The sequence below is a fragment of the Bradyrhizobium sp. BTAi1 genome (genome assembly GCF_000015165.1).
Taxonomy (GTDB): Bacteria; Pseudomonadota; Alphaproteobacteria; order Rhizobiales; family Xanthobacteraceae; genus Bradyrhizobium; species Bradyrhizobium denitrificans.
Map to the genome: position 1 here is coordinate 5,247,730 of NC_009485.1, position 17,454 is coordinate 5,265,183.

General features: G+C 66.6%; 20 protein-coding genes. 9 read left to right on the plus strand and 11 right to left on the minus strand.

Translation table 11 applies throughout. From position 1 onward, the window contains the following. Nucleotides 1–14: 14 nt before the first annotated feature. Nucleotides 15–830: an oxaloacetate decarboxylase gene (locus BBTA_RS23450; RefSeq protein WP_012045003.1), complete on the minus strand. Its 816-nt coding sequence runs from the start codon at nucleotides 828–830 to the stop codon at nucleotides 15–17. A 43-nt stretch (nucleotides 831–873) separates the two neighbouring features. Next, a complete protein-coding gene (locus BBTA_RS23455; protein WP_012045004.1) occupies nucleotides 874–1,188 on the minus strand; it encodes an NIPSNAP family protein in 315 nt (104 codons plus the stop codon). Nucleotides 1,189–1,263: 75 nt separating this feature from the next. On the opposite strand from BBTA_RS23455, the gene BBTA_RS23460 reads away from it, so the two are divergent. Then, nucleotides 1,264–1,962 (plus strand): winged helix-turn-helix domain-containing protein, encoded by a 699-nt coding sequence (locus tag BBTA_RS23460; protein ID WP_244424087.1) that lies wholly within the window; start codon nucleotides 1,264–1,266, stop codon nucleotides 1,960–1,962. 109 nt (nucleotides 1,963–2,071) lie between these two features. Beyond that, complete coding sequence (locus BBTA_RS23465) at nucleotides 2,072–3,076, plus strand: alpha/beta fold hydrolase (protein WP_012045006.1); 1,005 nt, start codon at nucleotides 2,072–2,074, stop codon at nucleotides 3,074–3,076. A gap of 62 nt (nucleotides 3,077–3,138) precedes the next feature. Here BBTA_RS23465 and BBTA_RS23470 read toward each other — a convergent pair whose 3' ends face one another. From BBTA_RS23470 to BBTA_RS23485, 4 genes are all read right to left on the minus strand, one after another. Then, nucleotides 3,139–3,453, minus strand: a complete 315-nt coding sequence (locus BBTA_RS23470) for a hypothetical protein (RefSeq protein WP_012045007.1) — start codon at nucleotides 3,451–3,453, stop codon at nucleotides 3,139–3,141. 60 nt (nucleotides 3,454–3,513) lie between these two features. Then, on the minus strand, nucleotides 3,514–4,233 hold the full coding sequence (locus tag BBTA_RS23475) for an alpha/beta hydrolase (protein ID WP_012045008.1): 720 nt from the start codon (nucleotides 4,231–4,233) through the stop codon (nucleotides 3,514–3,516). Between the two features lie 174 nt (nucleotides 4,234–4,407). Then, nucleotides 4,408–4,848: a hypothetical protein gene (locus tag BBTA_RS40855; protein ID WP_041750842.1), complete on the minus strand. Its 441-nt coding sequence runs from the start codon at nucleotides 4,846–4,848 to the stop codon at nucleotides 4,408–4,410. Between the two features lie 313 nt (nucleotides 4,849–5,161). Beyond that, the gene (locus BBTA_RS23485) at nucleotides 5,162–6,694 is read right to left on the minus strand and encodes an acyl-CoA carboxylase subunit beta (RefSeq protein ID WP_012045010.1); all 1,533 of its coding nucleotides are present in this window, start codon (nucleotides 6,692–6,694) and stop codon (nucleotides 5,162–5,164) included. A 125-nt stretch (nucleotides 6,695–6,819) separates the two neighbouring features. Between BBTA_RS23485 and BBTA_RS23490 the strand changes: the two genes are divergently transcribed. From BBTA_RS23490 to BBTA_RS23500, 3 genes are all read left to right on the plus strand, one after another. Next, nucleotides 6,820–7,251 carry a DUF4260 domain-containing protein gene (locus tag BBTA_RS23490; protein ID WP_012045011.1) on the plus strand — a complete coding sequence of 144 codons (432 nt, stop codon included), beginning with the start codon at nucleotides 6,820–6,822 and terminating at the stop codon, nucleotides 7,249–7,251. A 265-nt stretch (nucleotides 7,252–7,516) separates the two neighbouring features. After that, nucleotides 7,517–8,497: a dienelactone hydrolase family protein gene (locus BBTA_RS23495; RefSeq protein ID WP_012045012.1), complete on the plus strand. Its 981-nt coding sequence runs from the start codon at nucleotides 7,517–7,519 to the stop codon at nucleotides 8,495–8,497. A gap of 99 nt (nucleotides 8,498–8,596) precedes the next feature. Beyond that, complete coding sequence (locus BBTA_RS23500) at nucleotides 8,597–9,082, plus strand: hypothetical protein (protein WP_012045013.1); 486 nt, start codon at nucleotides 8,597–8,599, stop codon at nucleotides 9,080–9,082. A 63-nt stretch (nucleotides 9,083–9,145) separates the two neighbouring features. Here the strand turns inward: BBTA_RS23500 and BBTA_RS23505 are convergent, their stop codons facing one another. The 4 genes from BBTA_RS23505 to BBTA_RS23520 all read right to left on the minus strand — a co-directional run bounded on the left by BBTA_RS23505 (nucleotide 9,146) and on the right by BBTA_RS23520 (nucleotide 12,833). Next, nucleotides 9,146–9,964 (minus strand): oxacillin-hydrolyzing class D beta-lactamase OXA-1091, encoded by an 819-nt coding sequence (locus BBTA_RS23505; RefSeq protein ID WP_012045014.1) that lies wholly within the window; start codon nucleotides 9,962–9,964, stop codon nucleotides 9,146–9,148. 94 nt (nucleotides 9,965–10,058) lie between these two features. Further along, nucleotides 10,059–10,355: an EscU/YscU/HrcU family type III secretion system export apparatus switch protein gene (locus tag BBTA_RS23510; protein WP_049795397.1), complete on the minus strand. Its 297-nt coding sequence runs from the start codon at nucleotides 10,353–10,355 to the stop codon at nucleotides 10,059–10,061. Beyond that, nucleotides 10,352–11,989, minus strand: a complete 1,638-nt coding sequence (locus BBTA_RS23515) for a flagellar hook-length control protein FliK (protein WP_012045015.1) — start codon at nucleotides 11,987–11,989, stop codon at nucleotides 10,352–10,354. Before BBTA_RS23515 ends, BBTA_RS23510 begins: the two co-directional genes overlap by 4 nt. A 61-nt stretch (nucleotides 11,990–12,050) precedes the next feature. Next, nucleotides 12,051–12,833, minus strand: a complete 783-nt coding sequence (locus tag BBTA_RS23520; RefSeq protein ID WP_012045016.1) for an ATP12 family chaperone protein — start codon at nucleotides 12,831–12,833, stop codon at nucleotides 12,051–12,053. An 87-nt stretch (nucleotides 12,834–12,920) separates the two neighbouring features. Here BBTA_RS23520 and BBTA_RS23525 point away from each other — a divergent pair, with 87 nt between their 5' ends. Further along, the gene (locus BBTA_RS23525; protein WP_012045017.1) at nucleotides 12,921–13,361 is read left to right on the plus strand and encodes a hypothetical protein; all 441 of its coding nucleotides are present in this window, start codon (nucleotides 12,921–12,923) and stop codon (nucleotides 13,359–13,361) included. A gap of 65 nt (nucleotides 13,362–13,426) precedes the next feature. After that, nucleotides 13,427–13,600: an RNA polymerase sigma factor region1.1 domain-containing protein gene (locus BBTA_RS39740; RefSeq protein WP_085972632.1), complete on the plus strand. Its 174-nt coding sequence runs from the start codon at nucleotides 13,427–13,429 to the stop codon at nucleotides 13,598–13,600. Between the two features lie 12 nt (nucleotides 13,601–13,612). Here BBTA_RS39740 and BBTA_RS23530 read toward each other — a convergent pair whose 3' ends face one another. Beyond that, the gene (locus tag BBTA_RS23530) at nucleotides 13,613–14,989 is read right to left on the minus strand and encodes an RluA family pseudouridine synthase (RefSeq protein ID WP_012045018.1); all 1,377 of its coding nucleotides are present in this window, start codon (nucleotides 14,987–14,989) and stop codon (nucleotides 13,613–13,615) included. Nucleotides 14,990–15,095: 106 nt separating this feature from the next. Between BBTA_RS23530 and BBTA_RS23535 the strand changes: the two genes are divergently transcribed. Together BBTA_RS23535 and BBTA_RS23540 are read left to right on the plus strand one after the other, a co-directional pair. Further along, nucleotides 15,096–16,043 carry an alpha/beta hydrolase gene (locus tag BBTA_RS23535; protein WP_012045019.1) on the plus strand — a complete coding sequence of 316 codons (948 nt, stop codon included), beginning with the start codon at nucleotides 15,096–15,098 and terminating at the stop codon, nucleotides 16,041–16,043. Nucleotides 16,044–16,221: 178 nt separating this feature from the next. Continuing rightward, nucleotides 16,222–17,451, plus strand: coding sequence for an MBL fold metallo-hydrolase (locus BBTA_RS23540; protein WP_012045020.1), 1,230 nt, complete (start codon nucleotides 16,222–16,224; stop codon nucleotides 17,449–17,451). Nucleotides 17,452–17,454 lie beyond the last annotated feature (3 nt).

Sequence of the window (17,454 nt, forward strand, 5' to 3'; positions counted from 1 at the left end):
TGTCGTCGTTTTGGTCACGCCTTGAACATCGCGTCGAGATCACCCGTGTAGCGGTCGGCGAGCACAGCGAAGCTGCCCTGCTCCGCCATGTCCTTCGCGGCGCGCATCACGCCTGCCCAGGCCATCCGCGCGAGAGCGCCGCCGATGCTGATGCGGCGAACACCGAGCGCCTCGGCCTGCTGGAGGCTGAATGCGCCTCCACCGTTCAACAGATTGATCGGCTTCGGGCCCACCGCCTTCACGATCTCAGCAACGTCCTCAGGCGTAGTGATCCCGGGCGCATAGAGGCAATCGGCGCCGGCCTCCGCATAGGCGCAGAGACGGTCGATGACCAGCGCAAGATCCTTGCGTCCCCACAGATAGGCCTCGCAGCGCCCCGTCAGCAGCACGTCAGCGCCGGTCGCATCGATGGCCTGCCGCGCCGCACGGATTCGCTCCACCGCGAGGGCGCGCTCATACAGCGGATGCGACGCATCGCCCGTCGAATCCTCGATGGAGAGTCCCGCAATCCCGGTCGCCACCGCGCGCGTCACATTCGCCGCGACGCCGTCCGGCGCGTCGGCGAAGCCGCCTTCGAAATCGGCGTTCACGGGAATGTCGACGGCGGCGCTGAGCGAGGTGAGATGCGCGAGCATCTCCTCCAGTTCGACGCCCGTATCCGGCTTGCCGATAGACCATGCGAAGCCGGCGCTGGTCGAGGCGATCGCCTGGAAGCCGAGCTGCTGCAGCATCTTCGCCGTCCCGATGTCGAACGGGTTCGGCAGCATGAAGCAGCCCGCCTGATGCAGCCTGCGAAACGCCGCGCGCTTGTCTGCCGTGGTCACCGCCATGTCGTCCTCCCTGCGTCGTCGTTGCCCCAGGATAATACCGCACTCATGGCACTGCCACGACATTGCGCAGAAATGTTCGTTCTTCGCCCAGAATGAGCTTGTGCTCCTCAGCCAGCGCGAAATTCGCCCGGCCCTCGGCATCGCCGCGAAGCGCTGTCCGGTAGCGCTCGTAAGCTGCGAGGCTGTCGAAGGAAATCAGCCCGTAGGCGATGTTGTTGGTGCCTTCATGCGGCATGAAATAGCCGATCAGATCGCCGCCGCAGCGCGGGATGATCGACAGCCACTGCTTTGCGTAGATTTCGAAGACATCGCGCTTGAACGGGTCGATGCGATAGCGGATGAAGACGGTGATGGACATGACAACCTCGGGTGTGTTCTGCGGCATCGACACTATCTGCTTGCCCGACGACGATGCTTCGGTTAGCATCGAACTATGAAATCAGGACCTGACATCGCGATGGTGGCTGCGCTGGTCGGCGACCCCGCCCGCGCCAACATGCTGACCGCCCTGCTGTCGGGTCGCGCCCTGACCGCGACCGAGCTCGCGCAGGAAGCCGGCGTCACGCCGCAGACCGCGAGCTCGCACCTCGCCAAGCTCGAGAGCGGCGGCCTGATCGAGCCTGAGAAGCAGGGCCGCCACCGCTACTACCGGCTTGCCGACCTTGACGTCGCCGACGTGCTGGAGAAGCTGGCCGGACTTGCCGCGCGCGCCGGTCACATGCGGGTGCGCACCGGACCGAAGGAGCCGGAGCTGCGCCGCGCCCGCATCTGCTACGACCATCTCGCGGGCGACCTCGGCGTGCAGATGCTCGAAAGCATGGTCAGCCAGAAGCTGGTGCGACGGCGCAAGCAGGAGATCGTCCTGACCGAGGACGGAGAGCAATTCCTGACGCGCCATTTGCGGATCTCCCCGGAGATGCTGGCGCACCCGCGCCGGCCGGTCTGCAAGGCCTGCCTCGACTGGAGCGCAAGGCGGCATCATCTGGCCGGAACGCTCGGTGCGGCGCTGATGAAGCGCTTCACCGAGTTGAAATGGGCGGCGCGCGATCCGACGCCGGGCAGCCGGGTGGTGAATTTCAGCCGCGCCGGCGAAAAGCATTTCGCGGCGCTGTTCGGGCCGACCGGCGACTGACGATCACGCGCTGTTTATCGCCAGCGGCCCGCGACGACTTGCGCCTGGCGCGAACGCGGGCCACCGCGGAGTGGCTGATCATGCCGTCGCCATCCGTCCTGGAGTCCCCATGTCCCGTTTCGCCGTCGCGCTCTGCGCTGCCCTGCTCGCCTTCTTGCCTGCCATCGCTCCGGCTGCGGAAGGCCCGCGCGAGCCCTATGGCATCAATCTCGAAGGGTTCCCCTATCCCTTTCCCGTCAACCTGCTGCCGCTGGTCAATGACGGTGAGCAATTGCGCATGGCCTATATGGATGTCGCCCCCGCGCAGCCGAACGGGCGCACCGCGCTGCTGCTGCACGGTCGCAATTTTCCGTCGAGCTATTGGGCCCCGGTGATCAAGACGCTGACCGAGCAGGGCTTCCGGGTCGTTGTGCCCGACCAGGTCGGGTTCGGGAAATCAACCAAACCATCCGGCGAGCTGCATTTCGACACGCTGGCGCGCAACACGGTGGCCCTGCTCGATCATCTCGGCATCGCCAAGGTGGATATCGTGGCGCATTCGATGGGCGGAATGCTGGCGGTGCGCATCGCACGCGCCTTTCCCGACCGGGTCGCGCATCTCGTGCTCACGGCGCCGATCGGGCTTGAAGACTACCGCCTCTACGTGCCGCCGATCGCGTCAGAGAAGATCATGGAGACCGAGGACCGCCTCACCGCCGAAGGCTATCGCAAGCAGTTGGAGAGCAACTATGCGCTGAAACTTTCGCCCGAGCAGGTCACGCCCTTCATCGACGCCCGCTTCAACCTCAAGGGCAGCGCCGACTATCCGCGCTGGCTGAAGAGCTTTGTCAGCTCCTATCAGATGATCTACCGCGAGCCCGTCGTGCACGAGATCCCGCTGATCGGACAGCCGACTCTTTTCATCATGGGGGCCGACGATCACAACGCGCCGGGTCGGCCGAACGCGCCGGAAAATCTGCGCGCCCAGATGGGCCAGAACGCCGAATTGGCGAAGAGCCTGGCGGGCCGGATGCGCGATGCACGCGCCGAGGTGATCGCCAATGCAGGCCACCTCGTGTTTCTGGATGCGTCGGACAAATACGATACGCTGCTCAAGGACTTCCTGAGCCGATAGCGGGCAGCTGCTGCAGATCACCTCCCCGGAGCGCTTGTCGGCTGCGCGGCCCTCCGCGCCGCTCAGGCGGGGACCGTCTGCGCCAGCACGAAGCTCTCGCGCGTCCTTGTGACGTCCGGCCAATCGCGGTTGAAATCCGCGATCAGCCGCTGCATCTCCGCGCCGCTCACGGCGCGCTCCATCGCGGCGACATCGTCGAACTGATACATCGCCTGGTGCACCGCCGGATCGGACAGGCTCCAGACCCGCCACGCCTTGGCGACGCCGAAGCTCCTGATCGCATCGGGCAGATGCACGTCGCGATACCAGCGATCGAACTCATCGCGCTTGGCAGGATCTGGCACGGTGGCGCGGACGACGAAGATGGCGGAGGGCATTGTTTCCTCTGGATATGATATGATTGGTGCTGTCGCCGAAGCCTGGCCGCAATCAGCTGCTCAACGAAACCCTGCGGCCAGCGAGACCACCTGACCATCGAGCCCGTTGAAGCCGTGATGCCCCCGGGCCTGGCACGGATCGCCCTCTTCCGCACCGCCCGACAACCATTTCGCCCGGGCGCGGCCGCCGGACCATTTGATGAAGGGATCGACACCGGCCGGCAAGGTGACCTTGCAGCCGTCGCTGGTGTGGTGGATGACAAGCGTACGCGGCAGCGCCGATGGCGAGCCGAGGATCGACATCACATTCGATGAGCTGCCCGATTCCGGGCTGAGAAAGCCGGAGGTCAGCACCAGCGCATCCGGCCGGGCGCCGCGGGCGATCCCCTCCGCCGCGCGCAAGGTGCCGCGGCTGGTGCCGATCACCGTCACCGGTCGTTTGATCGCGGCCATGTAGTCGACGGCGGCCTTGAGATCCGTGTTGGCGTCCGCAACCATGACGGCGAGTCCGCGCGCCGCATAGGCGTTGCGCGTGCGTACCAGCTGATTGCCGAGCAGGCCATGAATGTCGCCGCGATCACCGACATTGATGGCGCCGTCGCCGCCGGGCAGCAGGATGACGCTGGCGCGCACCGCCTTCGGCCTGATCAGCGCCACGCGCGAGCCGCCGATCGTCACAGTCTCGTCGGCGCGCGCCGCCGCGCCGACTGCCAGCGACACCGTCAGCGCCAGACAGATACGCACGATCACACGACACGGCTGGCTTGTCAGCCTGACCATCGCAGCCTCCCTCCGACTCGCGCGGATGGAAAGAGACTAGCAGAAAACAACGAGGCCCGGAGTGCCTAGGAGTCCGGGCCTCGTCACCTCGCGACCTCGCGCGAGCGAAGCCGGTCGGTATTCGTTGGAAGCTATTGCGCCATCACCTGCCCTGCCTTGAGCTAGCTCAAGACGTCAGTAACAGCGGGTGATCGTGACGCTGTGATCGCCGCCGTGCCGTCCCGGCACGGTCACGGTCTGCATCGGGCAGCTCGATACATAAGGGCGATCGGACGGCACGACATTCGGCGGGTAGCGGTGCGCCCAATCCCACGGGACGTCGTAGGTATAAGTGTAACGCACGTCGGCCGATGTGTGCTCGGGGATCTGCTGCGGTGCCGGCCCGCCATCACCGCCATAGGCGAAGGCGCCGGCCGCCGGCAGATAGGCGCGGTAGCCGCGAGGGTGATGATGACGGATCGCGGGCCCGGGGCCCGGCGCCGGCGGGGTGACCTGGCTCGGCGCAGCGGGGGGCGCGGCAGTCGGCGCGGCCACAGCAGCGCCGGAACGGGCCGATGCGGCCTCGGAGGAGAACATCAGCGCGGCCGCGCAAGCACCGAGGAAAAGAACTCTCATCTTCCGAAACGCCGATGTTCTATCAGCCATGATACGCAAACCCTACTCTTCTGACCCACCAGCGATCCGCCAAGGCTCGTCGCCCAGGCTGGCCAGCAAGCTAGGCCAGCGGCCCAGTTCCCGCAAACCCATCGTTAAAGCTTAGTTAAGCCGCAAGCTTAACGCCAGGGCCGCCAGAGGCGCCAGATTGCCGCGTCGCCCCGCTGGCGGCGCGTCGCGATCGCCGAGCGTGTCAAAAACCAGGCCGTCAAAACAGAGGGCGGCCCAGCCGGGACGCCGGCGAGCCGCCCTCTCCATCATCTCCGACCAGCGCTTACAGTGGCAGATTGTCGTGCTTCTTCGCCGGCATTTCCATCTTCTTGTCCCTGAGCATCGCGAGCGCACGGGCGATGCGGCGGCGGGTGGAGTGCGGCATGATCACGTCGTCGATATAGCCGCGCTCGGCGGCGATGAACGGCGACAGGAAGCGGTCCTCATATTCCTTGGTGCGCGCGGCAATCTTCTCCGGGTCCGCCATATCGGCGCGGAAGATGATCTCGACCGCGCCCTTGGCGCCCATCACCGCGATCTGCGCCGTCGGCCAAGCGTAGTTCATGTCGGCGCCGATCTCCTTGGAGGCCATGACGTCGAAGGCGCCGCCATAGGCCTTGCGGGTGATGACCGTGACCAGCGGCACCGTGCACTGCGAATAGGCGAACAGCAGCTTCGCGCCATGCTTGATCAGGCCGCCATATTCCTGCGCGGTGCCAGGCAGGAAGCCCGGCACGTCAACGAAGGTGACGATCGGGATGTTGAAGGCATCGCAGAAGCGGACGAAGCGCGCGGCCTTGCGCGAGGCGTCCGAGTCGAGCACGCCCGCCAGCACCATCGGCTGGTTGGCGACGAAGCCGACCGTGCGGCCGGCGATGCGACCGAAGCCGGTGACGATGTTCTTGGCGAAGCCCTCGGCAATCTCGAAGAAATCGCCCTCGTCGACGACCTTCAGGATCAGCTCCTTCATGTCATAGGGCTTGTTCGGATTGTCGGGGATCAGCGTATCCAGCGACATGTCGACGCGCTCGATGTCGTCGAAGCTCGGCCATTCCGGCACGCCGTCGGTGTTGTTCGACGGCAGGAAGTCGATCAGACGGCGCATCTGCAGCAGCGTCTCGACGTCATTGTCGAAGGCGCCGTCGGCGATCGAAGAGCGCGTCGCATGCACGGAGGCACCGCCGAGCTCTTCCGCCGTGACCACCTCATTGGTGACGGTCTTCACGACGTCGGGCCCGGTGACAAACATATAGCTGGTGTTCTTCACCATGAAGATGAAGTCGGTCATGGCCGGCGAATAGACGTCGCCGCCGGCGCAGGGACCCATGATGACCGAGATCTGCGGGATCACGCCGGACGCCAGCACGTTGCGGCGGAACACATAGGAATAGCCCGCGAGCGCCGCGACGCCCTCCTGGATGCGGGCGCCGCCGGCATCATAGAGGCCGATGATCGGCGCGCGCGCCTTCATCGCCATGTCCTGCAGCTTGGTGATCTTGAGCGCATGGGTCTCGGACAGCGAGCCGCCGAACACGGTGAAATCCTTGGCAAAGACGAAGGTCTTGCGGCCGTTGACGGTGCCCCAGCCGGTGACGACCCCGTCGCCGGGGACCTTGGTCTTCTCCATGCCGAACTCGGTCGAACGGTGCTCGACGAACATGTCGAACTCCTCGAAGGAGCCCTTGTCGAGCAGGAGCTCGATGCGCTCGCGGGCCGTCAGCTTGCCGCGCGCATGCTGCGCCTCAATGCGCTTCTCGCCGCCGCCCAGCCGCGCGCCCGCGCGCCGCGTTTCGAGGGTGTCCAGGATGTCCTTCATGCGCTTCCCGCCCGTTCCCGATGTCGTGAGTGTTGGCGGCCTTCTAACACGGCTATTTCGGAGGCGAAAAGCAGCTTTCGGCAGCACCGCTGATCCTCCCGCAGTTCGGAATTGGAAGCAGAATCATGGATATGACCATCAATACGGATGCTGTGATTGAGGCTGGAGGCCCGTCCCGGGACGCCGCCTCGGGCGGCGTCCGCACGCTGCTGCGGCTCGAAGGGCTGGTGCTGGCGGCCGGCGCGACCGCCTTTTATGCCCATCAGGGCGGATCATGGTGGCTGTTCGCCGCCCTCTTCCTGGCGCCCGACATCAGCTTCGCCGCCTATCTCGCTGGACCGCGTGTCGGCGCCGCGGTCTACAATGCTGTGCACAGCACGCTGGCCCCCGCCGTTTTGCTCGCGATCGGGCTTTGGGCCGGACCGCCGCTGGTCACCGGCCTTGCCACCATCTGGCTCGCCCATGTCGGCGTCGACCGACTGGCCGGCTATGGGCTGAAATATGCCGACGGCTTTGGCTTCACTCATCTCGGCCGGATCGGACGGGCGGCGGCCTGAGCGCAGGCGCGCCGCGGCGGATTCCCAGCGGGCTGGTCGGCGACGTTGTCCACCGCCCTGCACGCGCACAGCTCAGCTCATGGTTTGACACAACCAGGCAGCGCCGTTCTACTCGCATTCAAAGCTGCAAAATAAGCAGCGATGCAGGAGGATGGCCATGGAGCGACGCGTCAGTGGCACGCCGACGATGTTTGGCACGTGCAGGAATCGCGCTGCCAGTTGTGCAAGGTGGCGCGTCCGTCCGCGATCCCGACGCGCGATCGCGATGGCGGCCGTTGCGGTGCTCGCAGCCCTTGGCCTCACGCTCGCCAACAGCGCGAGCGCGCAGGGCATCACCAAGGATGTGCCGGCGCGGGTCGAGATGTATCCGATCGCCTCGGTAACTTTGTCCGATCGGCAATTCCTCTCCGGCGACGAGGGCGGCACTCCGGTCACCGTGGTCGGCGAACTGCGCGTGGCGCAGGGCAGCGGCCGGCTGCCGGTGGTGGTGCTGATGCATGGGTCCGGCGGCGTCGGCGGCAACATCGCGGCCTGGAGCCGCACCTTCAACGCGATGGGGATCTCGACCTTCGTCATCGACGGCTTCAGCGGTCGCGGCATCACCGCGACCAGCACCAACCAGGCGCAGCTCGGCCGGCTCAACCTGATCATGGACATCTATCACGGGCTCGAGGTGCTCGCGAAACATCCGCGCGTCGATCCCGAGCGCATCGTATTGATGGGATTCTCGCGCGGCGGACAGGCGGCGCTCTATGCGAGCCTCGAGCGCTTCCACAAGCGCTGGAACAGATCCGGGCTGCAATTCGCCGCCTATCTCCCGTTCTATCCCGACTGCTCGACGACCTATCGCGGCGACACCGAACTGGTGGCGCGGCCGATCCGGATCTTCCACGGCGGACCGGACGACTACAATCCGGTGCGGACCTGCAAGGCCTTCGTCGAGCGGCTCAAGGCGGCCGGCCGCGACGTCGAGCTGACGGAATACCCGGACTCGCCGCACGGCTTCGATATCGGCCTGCTCGGCGCCAACATGCTGGCGATTTCGCCCAAGGCGCAGACCGTGCGCAATTGCCGGATCACCGAAGGCGAAGGCGGCCTGCTGATGAACGCCGAGACGCAGCAGCCTTTCACCTATCAGGATGCCTGTGTCGAGTTCGATCCGCATGTCGGCGGCAATCCGGCGACCGCGGAGGCGGCGCGCCAGGCCGTGACGGACTTCCTGCGCACGCTGTTCAAACTGTCGTGAGTAAAATAGAACGATTTCGATCAATTGTTGAAGTGACAGATCGAACGTATTGGGTGTTCCTGCGTTGTCGCTCGCTTTTCGACGATGAAACGGAGCCCGATGATGCGCGCCTCTCGCCTTGCGATTCCCACCTTGCTGACGGCCCTCGCCTGGGGCGTCACGGCCCATGCGGCGCCCGCCTCGCCATTCCGGGCACTGGAAGGCTCGTGGAGCGGCGGCGGCGTGATCAGCATGTCCGACGGCAACCAGGAGCGGCTGCGCTGCCGCGCCGCCTACGACGTCGGCGGCACCGGCGAGCAGCTCAGGCTCAACATCCGCTGTGCCAGCGACAGCTACAATATCGATCTCTCGAGCGACGTCGCCTATCGCGGCGGTGAGATTTCCGGGCAATGGACCGAGTCGAGCCACAATGCGTCCGGCACGATCGAGGGGCGCGCCGTCGGCAATCGCATCGAGGCCCAGGCGCGCGGCCAGACCTTCTCGGCCGGGCTGGCGCTGACGACCAGCGGCAAGCGGCAGACGGTGTCGATCCGGCCCGCGGGCGCGGAGATCACCGCGGTTGATCTCCAATTGTCGCGGCGCTGATCCAGCAACGCTCTCCACCATCAAGGCAGCGTGCGCCGCTGCCGATGATGTACCGTCACACGCTCACAATGCGCCGATATCCTTCAGGCAGGCCTGGGTCAGCGTCATCCGCGCTTTGACATGGCGTGGCTCGGGGCAATCCATGTTGAGCGCAAACACGGTCGGCTGGTCACCCTTCTCGACCCAGCCGACCATCCAACCGAGCGAGCCCTGCTCCTTGCCGAGCAGGCCGGACTTGGCGTGGATGACGGCATCACCGACCTTGGTCACGGGGATGATATCGCGCGTCAGATCCTGGCTGCGCTTGGAGACCGGCAGCGCACCACGCCTGAGTCGGTCGATGAAGTCGACCTGCTCCACCGGATCGATGCGAAGCGCGCCGGTCAGCCAGAACTGATCGATGCCGCCGCCGATGTCGTGATTGCCGTAATCGAGCTCCTCGAGATATTTCTGCATCCGCTCGGGGCCGATGCGCCGCGCGATCTCCTGAAACACCGGCACCGCCGACACCGCGATCGCGCTGCGCAGCGTATGATCCTTGTTCCAGGCCTCGATCGATCGCGTGACGCCGTCCCATTTGAACATGTCGGTGTCGGGATCGGCGACGACGCCGGTCTCCAGCGCGATCAGCGCGTTCGCGATCTTGAAGGTCGAGGCCGGCAGCTTCGCCGCGCCCGAGCGCTCGGTGTCGCTGGCAATGATCAGATACTCCTCGACCTTATAAGCGAAGAACGTGCCCTGGGTGCCCATGTCGGTGAAGCGTTGAGCGAGCCCGGCGCGGATCTCGTTGCGGGGCGGCGCGACATGGGCGGATGCGCGCGCCGGCACCAGGCTGGCGCCGGCCATCAAAGCGAGCGCATGGCGGCGGCTGATCAGGGGCATGGCAGGTCTCTCCGTCGACAGTCGGCCCTGCCTATCACAGGGCGTTGGCGATCGAAGCAGGACGGAGATCACAATTGTTGCGGCGCGTGGCGGATCAGCGCACCGGCCGCGACAGGTTGAGCACGAACACCAGGACCTCGGCGACCGCCTTGTAGAGCTCCTCGGGGATCTCGTCGCCGAGCTCGACATTGGAGAGCGCGCCGGCCAGCACCTCGTTTTCCTCGATCGGAATGTCGTGTGCGCGCGCGACCTCGATGATCTTGGCGCCGATCGTGCCCTTGCCCTTGGCGACCACGCGGGGCGCGCCGCCCTGCCCCTTGTCGTAATGCAGCGCGACCGCGAGCTGGGTCTTGGCTGGAATCTTGGTTGCGGCCTTCACGTCGATGCTCATAGCGCACGATCCAGGAAATGGCCGGCCTTGGGCGGCATCACCGCTGGCGGCGCGCCGTCCTGCACCACGAGATCGCCCGGGGACAGATCGGCGCGGATCAGCGCCTGGCCCAGATCCGACAGACCGGCGCGCAGGCGCGCGGCGGTGGCCGGACGCTCGGCCCACATCCGCACCGAAGTGCGCTCGGCATTGAACGAGACCAGCGCATGCACCGGACCAGCCGGCTCGACATCGAGCGAGAAGCGCGCGCGCCAGACGCGCTTGGACGTCTCAGGCGCCTGGGTGCCGCCGTCGCGCGAGATCTCGAACTGCGCCATCGCGGTGCCCTGCGGCGTCGCGAACGGGATTTCGAAGTTCCAGCGCGGCAGCGTGGGATCGGTGCGCGCCGTCGATGCGTCGGGACGGTCGGGCAGCGAGGCGACCTGCAGCAAGGCCTGCCGCGACAGCGCCTGGTCGGTCTCGTCGAGCAGCCGATGCGCGATCGCCTGCAGCGGCGCATCCGGGCCGAGCGTCGGCGTCGCCACGGCCTGCGGCATCGGAGCACCGCCGCGGAACGGCGGCGGCGGCGTGTTGGTGCGGGCGACGTCGCCATTGGCGTTGCGTCCGGGAACCAGGCCCGCGGCCCGCGGGATCTGTTGCTGGGCTTCCTGCAGCACGGCCAGCACCGCGCCCGGCGTCATCGATTGCGCCTTGGCCTGGCTCAGGGTCTCGATCAGCGCCGAGCCGGTGAAGCCCGCGGATGCCGCATCCGGCCGGCCTGCTCCCATCACCCAGGGCTGCGGCGGCAGCTCGATCTCGATGTCCGGAACCAATGAGGGGGCCGCGTTCTGCTGCGCAGCCGCGGCACGGCCGGCCTCGGACAGCACCGAGGCGTAGGATGCGCCCGGCGGCGGTGAGGTTGACGCCGTCGTGCCGGGATCGACGGTCTGCAATACCGTCGCCAGCGTCTGGCGCAGCACGATCAGGGCCGCCTTCAGATCCGACGGAGCCGATGCGGTGCTGCCCTTGGCAAGCGATGCTTCCAGGAACAGGCCGGAATTCTGCACGGCATTGCGGATGTCTTCGCCCGTCAGCCCAGGCGACAGCGCCGTCTGCTGGGCCAGGACCTGCGCCACCGCGGCCCGCAGAGCGGGCGGCAAATTGGGTGAATCGGCGACCGCCTGGAGATCGGCGAATAATTGCCCCTGGCTGCCCTGCCGGGTCGCGGCGTCCTCGCTGGCGATCGACAGCGCGAGACGCTCCAGGCCGGTGAGGGGATCGGCCGGCGGGGCCAGCGTGGGTGCGAGCCGACCGGTGACGTCGACAACGGTGGCAGCCGGCGTGCTGGTGCCGGATGTGCCCGCGGCGGCGCCGTTGCCAGGACCGACGATCGCGAGCTGCAGGCCCTGCCCGGTCTGCGAGACCGCGACCTGCACGGTCTGGCCAGCCTGCAGCGGCAGCTCGCTGGCGAGCTCCATCGACAGATTTCCGATCGCGACCTGGACCAGGTTCTCGGCGAGCACCTGCTGCACCCGGGCGCTGAGCAGCGCACCGGCCTGCAGCGTGGCAGCGGCCTGCGGGGCGTTTCCGGCCGGCGAGCTGCCGACGCCACGGACGGCGCTGACGGAAGGCGACGGCGTGATACTCTGGACCATACGCGTACTCGGGTTACGCGCAGAGCCTAGACCTTTGCCCTAAACCCAGCGTTAACCGGCCTCAGCTGGCGGGGCCAACGTCCTGGAGGATGCGGACGGCAGCCTGGTAGTCGATCTCCTTGGCGGCGCGGCGGCGCATCGCCTCCTCGTCCGCGCCCCATTGTTCGACATTGCAGTCCTCGTCGACATTTGCGGCCGCCCAGACCTGGTCGGCGTCGCGCACGCGCTGCGCCAGCGCCAGCGCCAGCAGCGCCGAGCCGGTGATGGTCGTCACCACATGCGCGGCCGCCACCGCCCAGGGGCCGGTCGGCAGCGCATTGCGCGCCGCCTGCACCGCGGCGTCGGGCTGGGTCACATGCATGATGCCCTCGGACAGGATGAAATGCGCGCCAAGCGTATCGCGCGCCCAGTCCAGCACCGGGTCCCAATGCGTGGCCTCGCGGGCGACCAGCCCTTCGGGATGGCCGGCGCGGTAGAACAACAGGTCCGACTGCAGGTATTTGGCCATGTCCTCGCGGACGTCATCGGTGCGGTCGATCACCGACTGCACCACGCTGTTGGCGAAGCGCGTCAGCGGCATCGTGGCGGGATCGATGATCTCGCCTTGCGCCTGCCACTCGGCAGCCACCGCCTCCGCCAGCGCCTGCACGGGAACGACAACAACGCGGCCCGAGGGCGTGCGGATCGGCCGTCCATCGAGCGTCACGTGATAGCCGCCATCGACTGCGGCTGTGCCGACGTCCTTGTAGAAGCGCTTGCGCTGGGGCGCGCGCATCGCCTGGCGCGCCGCCTCCTGCGGATCGGGCTTCCCCTGGCCGACAACCTCGTCGAACAATTCACGCATCGAATTCCGGTCCTCTCGCGGGATGATCACACAGGATCCGTGGTTGCGCGCTAGATAAGGCCGATCCGCCCGAAATGCGAGCTGCCGATGCGCGTCCTGCTGTCCGTCCTCGCCTTGCTCTGGAGCCCGCTCCCGGCCGCGGCCGGCTTCGGCTCACCGGAATCGCTGGTGCGCAATGTCTATGCGCATTATGGCCAGGGCCAGCCGGACCTCTCCGCGGGCCTGCCGCGGACCGCCGAGGCGGCGCGGCAATTCTTCGACCCGAGCCTCGCCAAGGCGTGGGCGGCGCCGCGGCGCGAGCCCTACGACTTCCTGGTGCAGAGCCCGCGCTGGAAGCTCGGTCCGGTCGCGATCTCGATCATGCGCAAGCAGTTCGACAAGACCTACGTCGCGGCCGCCTTCGACAATCAGGGCCGGCGCGTCACCATGAACTTCATCGTCGTGAAGGGACCGGACGGCTGGGTCATCCTCGACGTCGAGACCCCACACGATTCGCTGCGGCTGTTCCTGGAGCAGTTCCGGAACTGAGGCGGCCTGGCAGCCGATTCGTCTCCCCCTTGGGTAGATGCGCCCAATTTCAGCAGGAGAAGACCATGCTCGTGTCGGAGATCATTCGCCGGGCCATCGCGATGAGCGAGCCGGATGGCGAGATCAGCTTCGACGAATTGAACGCGCTGTGCGGATCGGACATGCCGCCCGAGGACATCGAAGACATCTTCTGCGCCTTGCGGGATGCAGGCATTCAGCTCGTCGAACAGAGAGGCTGAGCGCCGCACGGCTCACTCCTCCGGCGCGTTCTCGATCGGGTCGAAGCGGTCGTGCTCGAGGCCGAGCAGGTTCCAAGATTGCAGCATATGCGGCGGCAGCGGCGCGGTCGCGTCGATGACACCGCCGCGCGGATGCGGGATGACGATGCGGCGGGCTAAGAGATGCAGCCGGTTCTGCAGGCCGCCGGGCAGCGCCCAGTTCTCGATGTTGAAATATTTGGGGTCGCCGACGATGGGATGGCCGATATGGGCCATATGCGCGCGCAGCTGATGCGTGCGGCCGGTCACCGGCTTCAGCGACACCCAAGCGAGCTTGTTGGCCGAGGCCTCGACGACCGCATAATAGGTCACGGCGTGGCTGGCGCCCTCGTCGCCATGGGCGGCGACCCGCATGATGGTGTCGTCCTCGCCCTCGTCTTTGGCGAGATAGGTCGAGATGCGGCCCTGCTTCGGCTTGGGCACGCCGGCCACCAGCGCCCAATAGATCTTGCGCGCCGAACGGCTGCGGAAGGCGCCGGTCAGATGCGTCGCGGCGAAGCGGGTCTTGGCGATCAGGAGACAGCCCGAGGTCTCGCGGTCGATGCGGTGCACGAGCCGCGGCTTCTGGCCCTTGGCGTCGCGCATCACCTCCAGCATCTGGTCGATATGGCGCGTCATGCCGGAGCCGCCTTGCACCGCAAGCCCGACCGGCTTGTTGAGGACGAGCACGTCGTCGTCCTCGTACAGCGTCATCGCCTTGAGGCTCTCGAGCGTCTTGCGCTCCGCCTCGGAGAGGCCGGCACGCTCCTTCGGCGCGTCGAGCTTCAGCGGCGGAATGCGGACGGTCTGGCCCTCCTCCAGACGATCCTTGCTGTCGGCGCGCTTGCCGTCGACGCGCAACTCGCCTTTACGGACGATGCGCTGGATGTGGGAGAATGACAGGCCGGGAAAGCGCGCCTCGAGGAAGCGGTCGACGCGCATGTTGTTCTCGTCCGCCGTCACCACGACGGTCTGCACCTTGGTCGGCAGCAGCGGCGTCTCGGGCTCGGCCTTCTGCGGTGGCGGTGCGGCGACGGGCTTGCGTTCGGCCCGCTCGGCGCCGAACCGCACGGGCTTGCCGGCGGCGACGCGCTTGCCACGCGGCTCGAACGTCTCCCGACGCTCGTCGCGCTCGGCACGGGGCGGACGTGCCTTGCCGCGCCCGAACTCGCTGCGCGACGCGGCCTCGCGTTCCCCGCCAAGACGCTCGCGCCGCGGACGGTCGCTCTCCGGGCGCTTGCTCGCCTCACGCTTCGGCGAATCGCGCTTGGCAGGCGCGCTCCGCACGGCTTCGGCCTTCGGCCGCTCGCCTTTGCGACGGTCGGTCGGTCGGTCGGATCGGGTCTGGGTTCGCTTGATGCGGCGGCTCATGCGAGGTGCCTATCGCAAAAGCCCCTGCCAGTCACGGCGAAATCACGATAAATCGGCCCGGCGAGGCGCTGGCCCTCGCGAATCGGACGTGATCGGAGCTGACCTGATGATGCTGACGAGACTGGCCCTGACGATCCTCGCGACCGCGCTGACGCTGAGCGCTGCGCAGGCGCAGCAGAGCCCGATGCCCGACGACATCGCCTGGAAGCTGATCGAGATCGGCCGCGCGATCGACCCGCCTAAGACGGCTGCCATCTACGCGCCCCTGCAGGCCAGGGAGCCTTACGCCGGCGTCAAGGTGCAGCGCGATATCCGCTACGGCACGGCCGAGCGCAATCTGCTCGATGTGTTCACACCCGATACGGCGGCCGAGCCGCGCCCGGTCCTGATCTTCGTGCATGGCGGCGCCTTCATCGGCGGCAACAAGCGCACCACGCCGGACAGCCCGTTCTACGACAACATCATGCTCTGGGCCGCGAAGAGCGGCTTCGTCGGCGTCAACATCACCTATCGCCTGGCGCCGAAATTCCCCTGGCCCGCGGGCGTCGAGGACGTCGCCAGCGCGGTGCAATGGGTCGTCGCCCACGCGGCCGAGAACGGCGGAGATCCCGCGCGCATCTACCTGATGGGCCATTCCGCCGGCGCCGTGCATGTCGCGACCTATGTGGCGCATCCCGAATTCCACAAGATCGGCGGCGGCGGACTGGCCGGCGCGATCATGCTGTCCGGCATCTACGACCTCACCGCGACGCCGCTCGGCGACCAGGAGATGGCCTATTTCGGCACCGATCCCTCGCGCTTCAAGGAGCGCTCGTCCTTATCAGGTTTGCAGGCCTCGTCCCTGCCGCTGATGATCGCCTCCGCCGAGCTCGACCCGCCGCGCTTTGTCGAGCAGTTCGACCTGTTGAAGCAGGCCGCCTGCAAACGCCCATCCGGCTGCGCGCGAAGCGTGATGCTGCCGCAGCACAGCCATATGTCGGAAGTGTATTCCATCAACACCGAAGACGACCGGTTGACGCGGGAGATCGCGGAGTTCGTGACCACCCGCAAATAGTCATCTAATTCAGACATCGCGACGCAGCAAAGACAGCGAGGTTCCGCGACTGAGAAGGGCGATCAATCTGCCGGAGACAGACCGGCCTTGATACAGGTCAAGACCTCTCCTTGAGGCTGATCGATAGTCCGGGCTGGTTGGGCGCATGCGGTGACGACACTCCTGTCAGGAGGGTGACATGCTCTTCCGTGGCTGCACTTGTGGTCCCTCGCCCTCATCAGCGACAAGACGCGGACGGTTCCGCGCCGACGACGGCTCCATTCAGGATCGTTCGAGTGGCGGCCTCGACCGGCGCGATGCGCTTTGCGGCATGGGCGCTGCCGCGCTCTGGGCCACCATCGCGAGTCTGGTCGGCGGCGCAGAACCCGCCCGGGCGCAGAAGCTCACCACGCCCATGCCGGAGGTCGACTCGCTCTCCATTCGCGTCATCACGGACAGTTTTCAGCAGGTCTTCGCGGCGCCGGCCCGCATGGGCAATGTTGAGGTGCAGCCGTTTTCGCTCGGGCTCACGGACAAGCCTCCACGCAATGTCCTGGAAAGCGAATGGGGCGTCTCGGCGCTGCTTCAAACGCAGTCCGGGACCGCGCAGCGTGCCGTGCTCGTCGACTTCGGATACACGCCGGAAACGCTAATCAACAACATGGCCATCCTGCAGATTCGACCCGAGATGCTCGATGCCATGTTGCTGACGCATGGTCATTTCGATCATTTCGGAGGAATGGCGGGGTTCCTCGGGGCGAGCAAAGGGCGATTCAAGCCGAGCATTGCGCTCTATCTGGGCGGCGAAGAGGCGTTCTGTACCCGCGAGATCGTCGTGCCGGCGACGCCTCCGCAATCCTACAACTTTGGTGCGCTGGACCGGAACGCTCTACAGAGCGCAGGCGTGAAGGTCGTGTTGGCCGATCAACCGGCGCTCATTGCCGATCATGTCGTGGCGACAGGCCCGATCGGGGAGCGAAGCTTTGAGCATGTGACCGCGCCCACCCGCATGAGCGTCGGCCTCAAGGACGGCTACGGTTGTTTCCCGGAGCAGATGCCGGAGGCGAAGCGCACCGCAAGGTCAATCCCCGATGACTTCAGCCATGAGATTGCGCCCTGCGTCAACCTGAGAGGGCACGGCCTCGTCGTGTTTACGGGCTGCGGCCACCGCGGCATCGTCAACACACTGAAGCAAGCCATGGCTGCCACGGGCGTCGACCGGATCCATGCCGTCATGGGGGGCTTCCATCTTGCCCCGGAAAAGGACGAGTACGTTCAGGAGACGGTAGCGGCGATCAAGCAAATCAATCCCGACTTTGTCTTGCCCATGCATTGCACCGGCGAGTTGTTCACGAGGCTCGTTGAACATGACATGCCGGGCAAGCTCATTCGGATCAACACCGGGACGCGCGTCGTCTTCAAAGCCTGACCT

What these genes read in the sequence shown, in the direction of transcription:
- BBTA_RS23450 (WP_012045003.1), bottom strand. Translation starts at nt 830, where the DNA reads ATGGCGGTGACCACGGCAGACAAGCGCGCGGCGTTTCGCAGGCTGCAT.
- BBTA_RS23455 (WP_012045004.1), bottom strand. Translation starts at nt 1,188, where the DNA reads ATGTCCATCACCGTCTTCATCCGCTATCGCATCGACCCGTTCAAGCGC.
- BBTA_RS23460 (WP_244424087.1), top strand. Translation starts at nt 1,264, where the DNA reads ATGAAATCAGGACCTGACATCGCGATGGTGGCTGCGCTGGTCGGCGAC.
- BBTA_RS23465 (WP_012045006.1), top strand. Translation starts at nt 2,072, where the DNA reads ATGTCCCGTTTCGCCGTCGCGCTCTGCGCTGCCCTGCTCGCCTTCTTG.
- BBTA_RS23470 (WP_012045007.1), bottom strand. Translation starts at nt 3,453, where the DNA reads ATGCCCTCCGCCATCTTCGTCGTCCGCGCCACCGTGCCAGATCCTGCC.
- BBTA_RS23475 (WP_012045008.1), bottom strand. Translation starts at nt 4,233, where the DNA reads ATGGTCAGGCTGACAAGCCAGCCGTGTCGTGTGATCGTGCGTATCTGT.
- BBTA_RS40855 (WP_041750842.1), bottom strand. Translation starts at nt 4,848, where the DNA reads ATGAGAGTTCTTTTCCTCGGTGCTTGCGCGGCCGCGCTGATGTTCTCC.
- BBTA_RS23485 (WP_012045010.1), bottom strand. Translation starts at nt 6,694, where the DNA reads ATGAAGGACATCCTGGACACCCTCGAAACGCGGCGCGCGGGCGCGCGG.
- BBTA_RS23490 (WP_012045011.1), top strand. Translation starts at nt 6,820, where the DNA reads ATGGATATGACCATCAATACGGATGCTGTGATTGAGGCTGGAGGCCCG.
- BBTA_RS23495 (WP_012045012.1), top strand. Translation starts at nt 7,517, where the DNA reads ATGGCGGCCGTTGCGGTGCTCGCAGCCCTTGGCCTCACGCTCGCCAAC.
- BBTA_RS23500 (WP_012045013.1), top strand. Translation starts at nt 8,597, where the DNA reads ATGATGCGCGCCTCTCGCCTTGCGATTCCCACCTTGCTGACGGCCCTC.
- BBTA_RS23505 (WP_012045014.1), bottom strand. Translation starts at nt 9,964, where the DNA reads ATGCCCCTGATCAGCCGCCGCCATGCGCTCGCTTTGATGGCCGGCGCC.
- BBTA_RS23510 (WP_049795397.1), bottom strand. Translation starts at nt 10,355, where the DNA reads ATGAGCATCGACGTGAAGGCCGCAACCAAGATTCCAGCCAAGACCCAG.
- BBTA_RS23515 (WP_012045015.1), bottom strand. Translation starts at nt 11,989, where the DNA reads ATGGTCCAGAGTATCACGCCGTCGCCTTCCGTCAGCGCCGTCCGTGGC.
- BBTA_RS23520 (WP_012045016.1), bottom strand. Translation starts at nt 12,833, where the DNA reads ATGCGTGAATTGTTCGACGAGGTTGTCGGCCAGGGGAAGCCCGATCCG.
- BBTA_RS23525 (WP_012045017.1), top strand. Translation starts at nt 12,921, where the DNA reads ATGCGCGTCCTGCTGTCCGTCCTCGCCTTGCTCTGGAGCCCGCTCCCG.
- BBTA_RS39740 (WP_085972632.1), top strand. Translation starts at nt 13,427, where the DNA reads ATGCTCGTGTCGGAGATCATTCGCCGGGCCATCGCGATGAGCGAGCCG.
- BBTA_RS23530 (WP_012045018.1), bottom strand. Translation starts at nt 14,989, where the DNA reads ATGAGCCGCCGCATCAAGCGAACCCAGACCCGATCCGACCGACCGACC.
- BBTA_RS23535 (WP_012045019.1), top strand. Translation starts at nt 15,096, where the DNA reads ATGATGCTGACGAGACTGGCCCTGACGATCCTCGCGACCGCGCTGACG.
- BBTA_RS23540 (WP_012045020.1), top strand. Translation starts at nt 16,222, where the DNA reads ATGCTCTTCCGTGGCTGCACTTGTGGTCCCTCGCCCTCATCAGCGACA.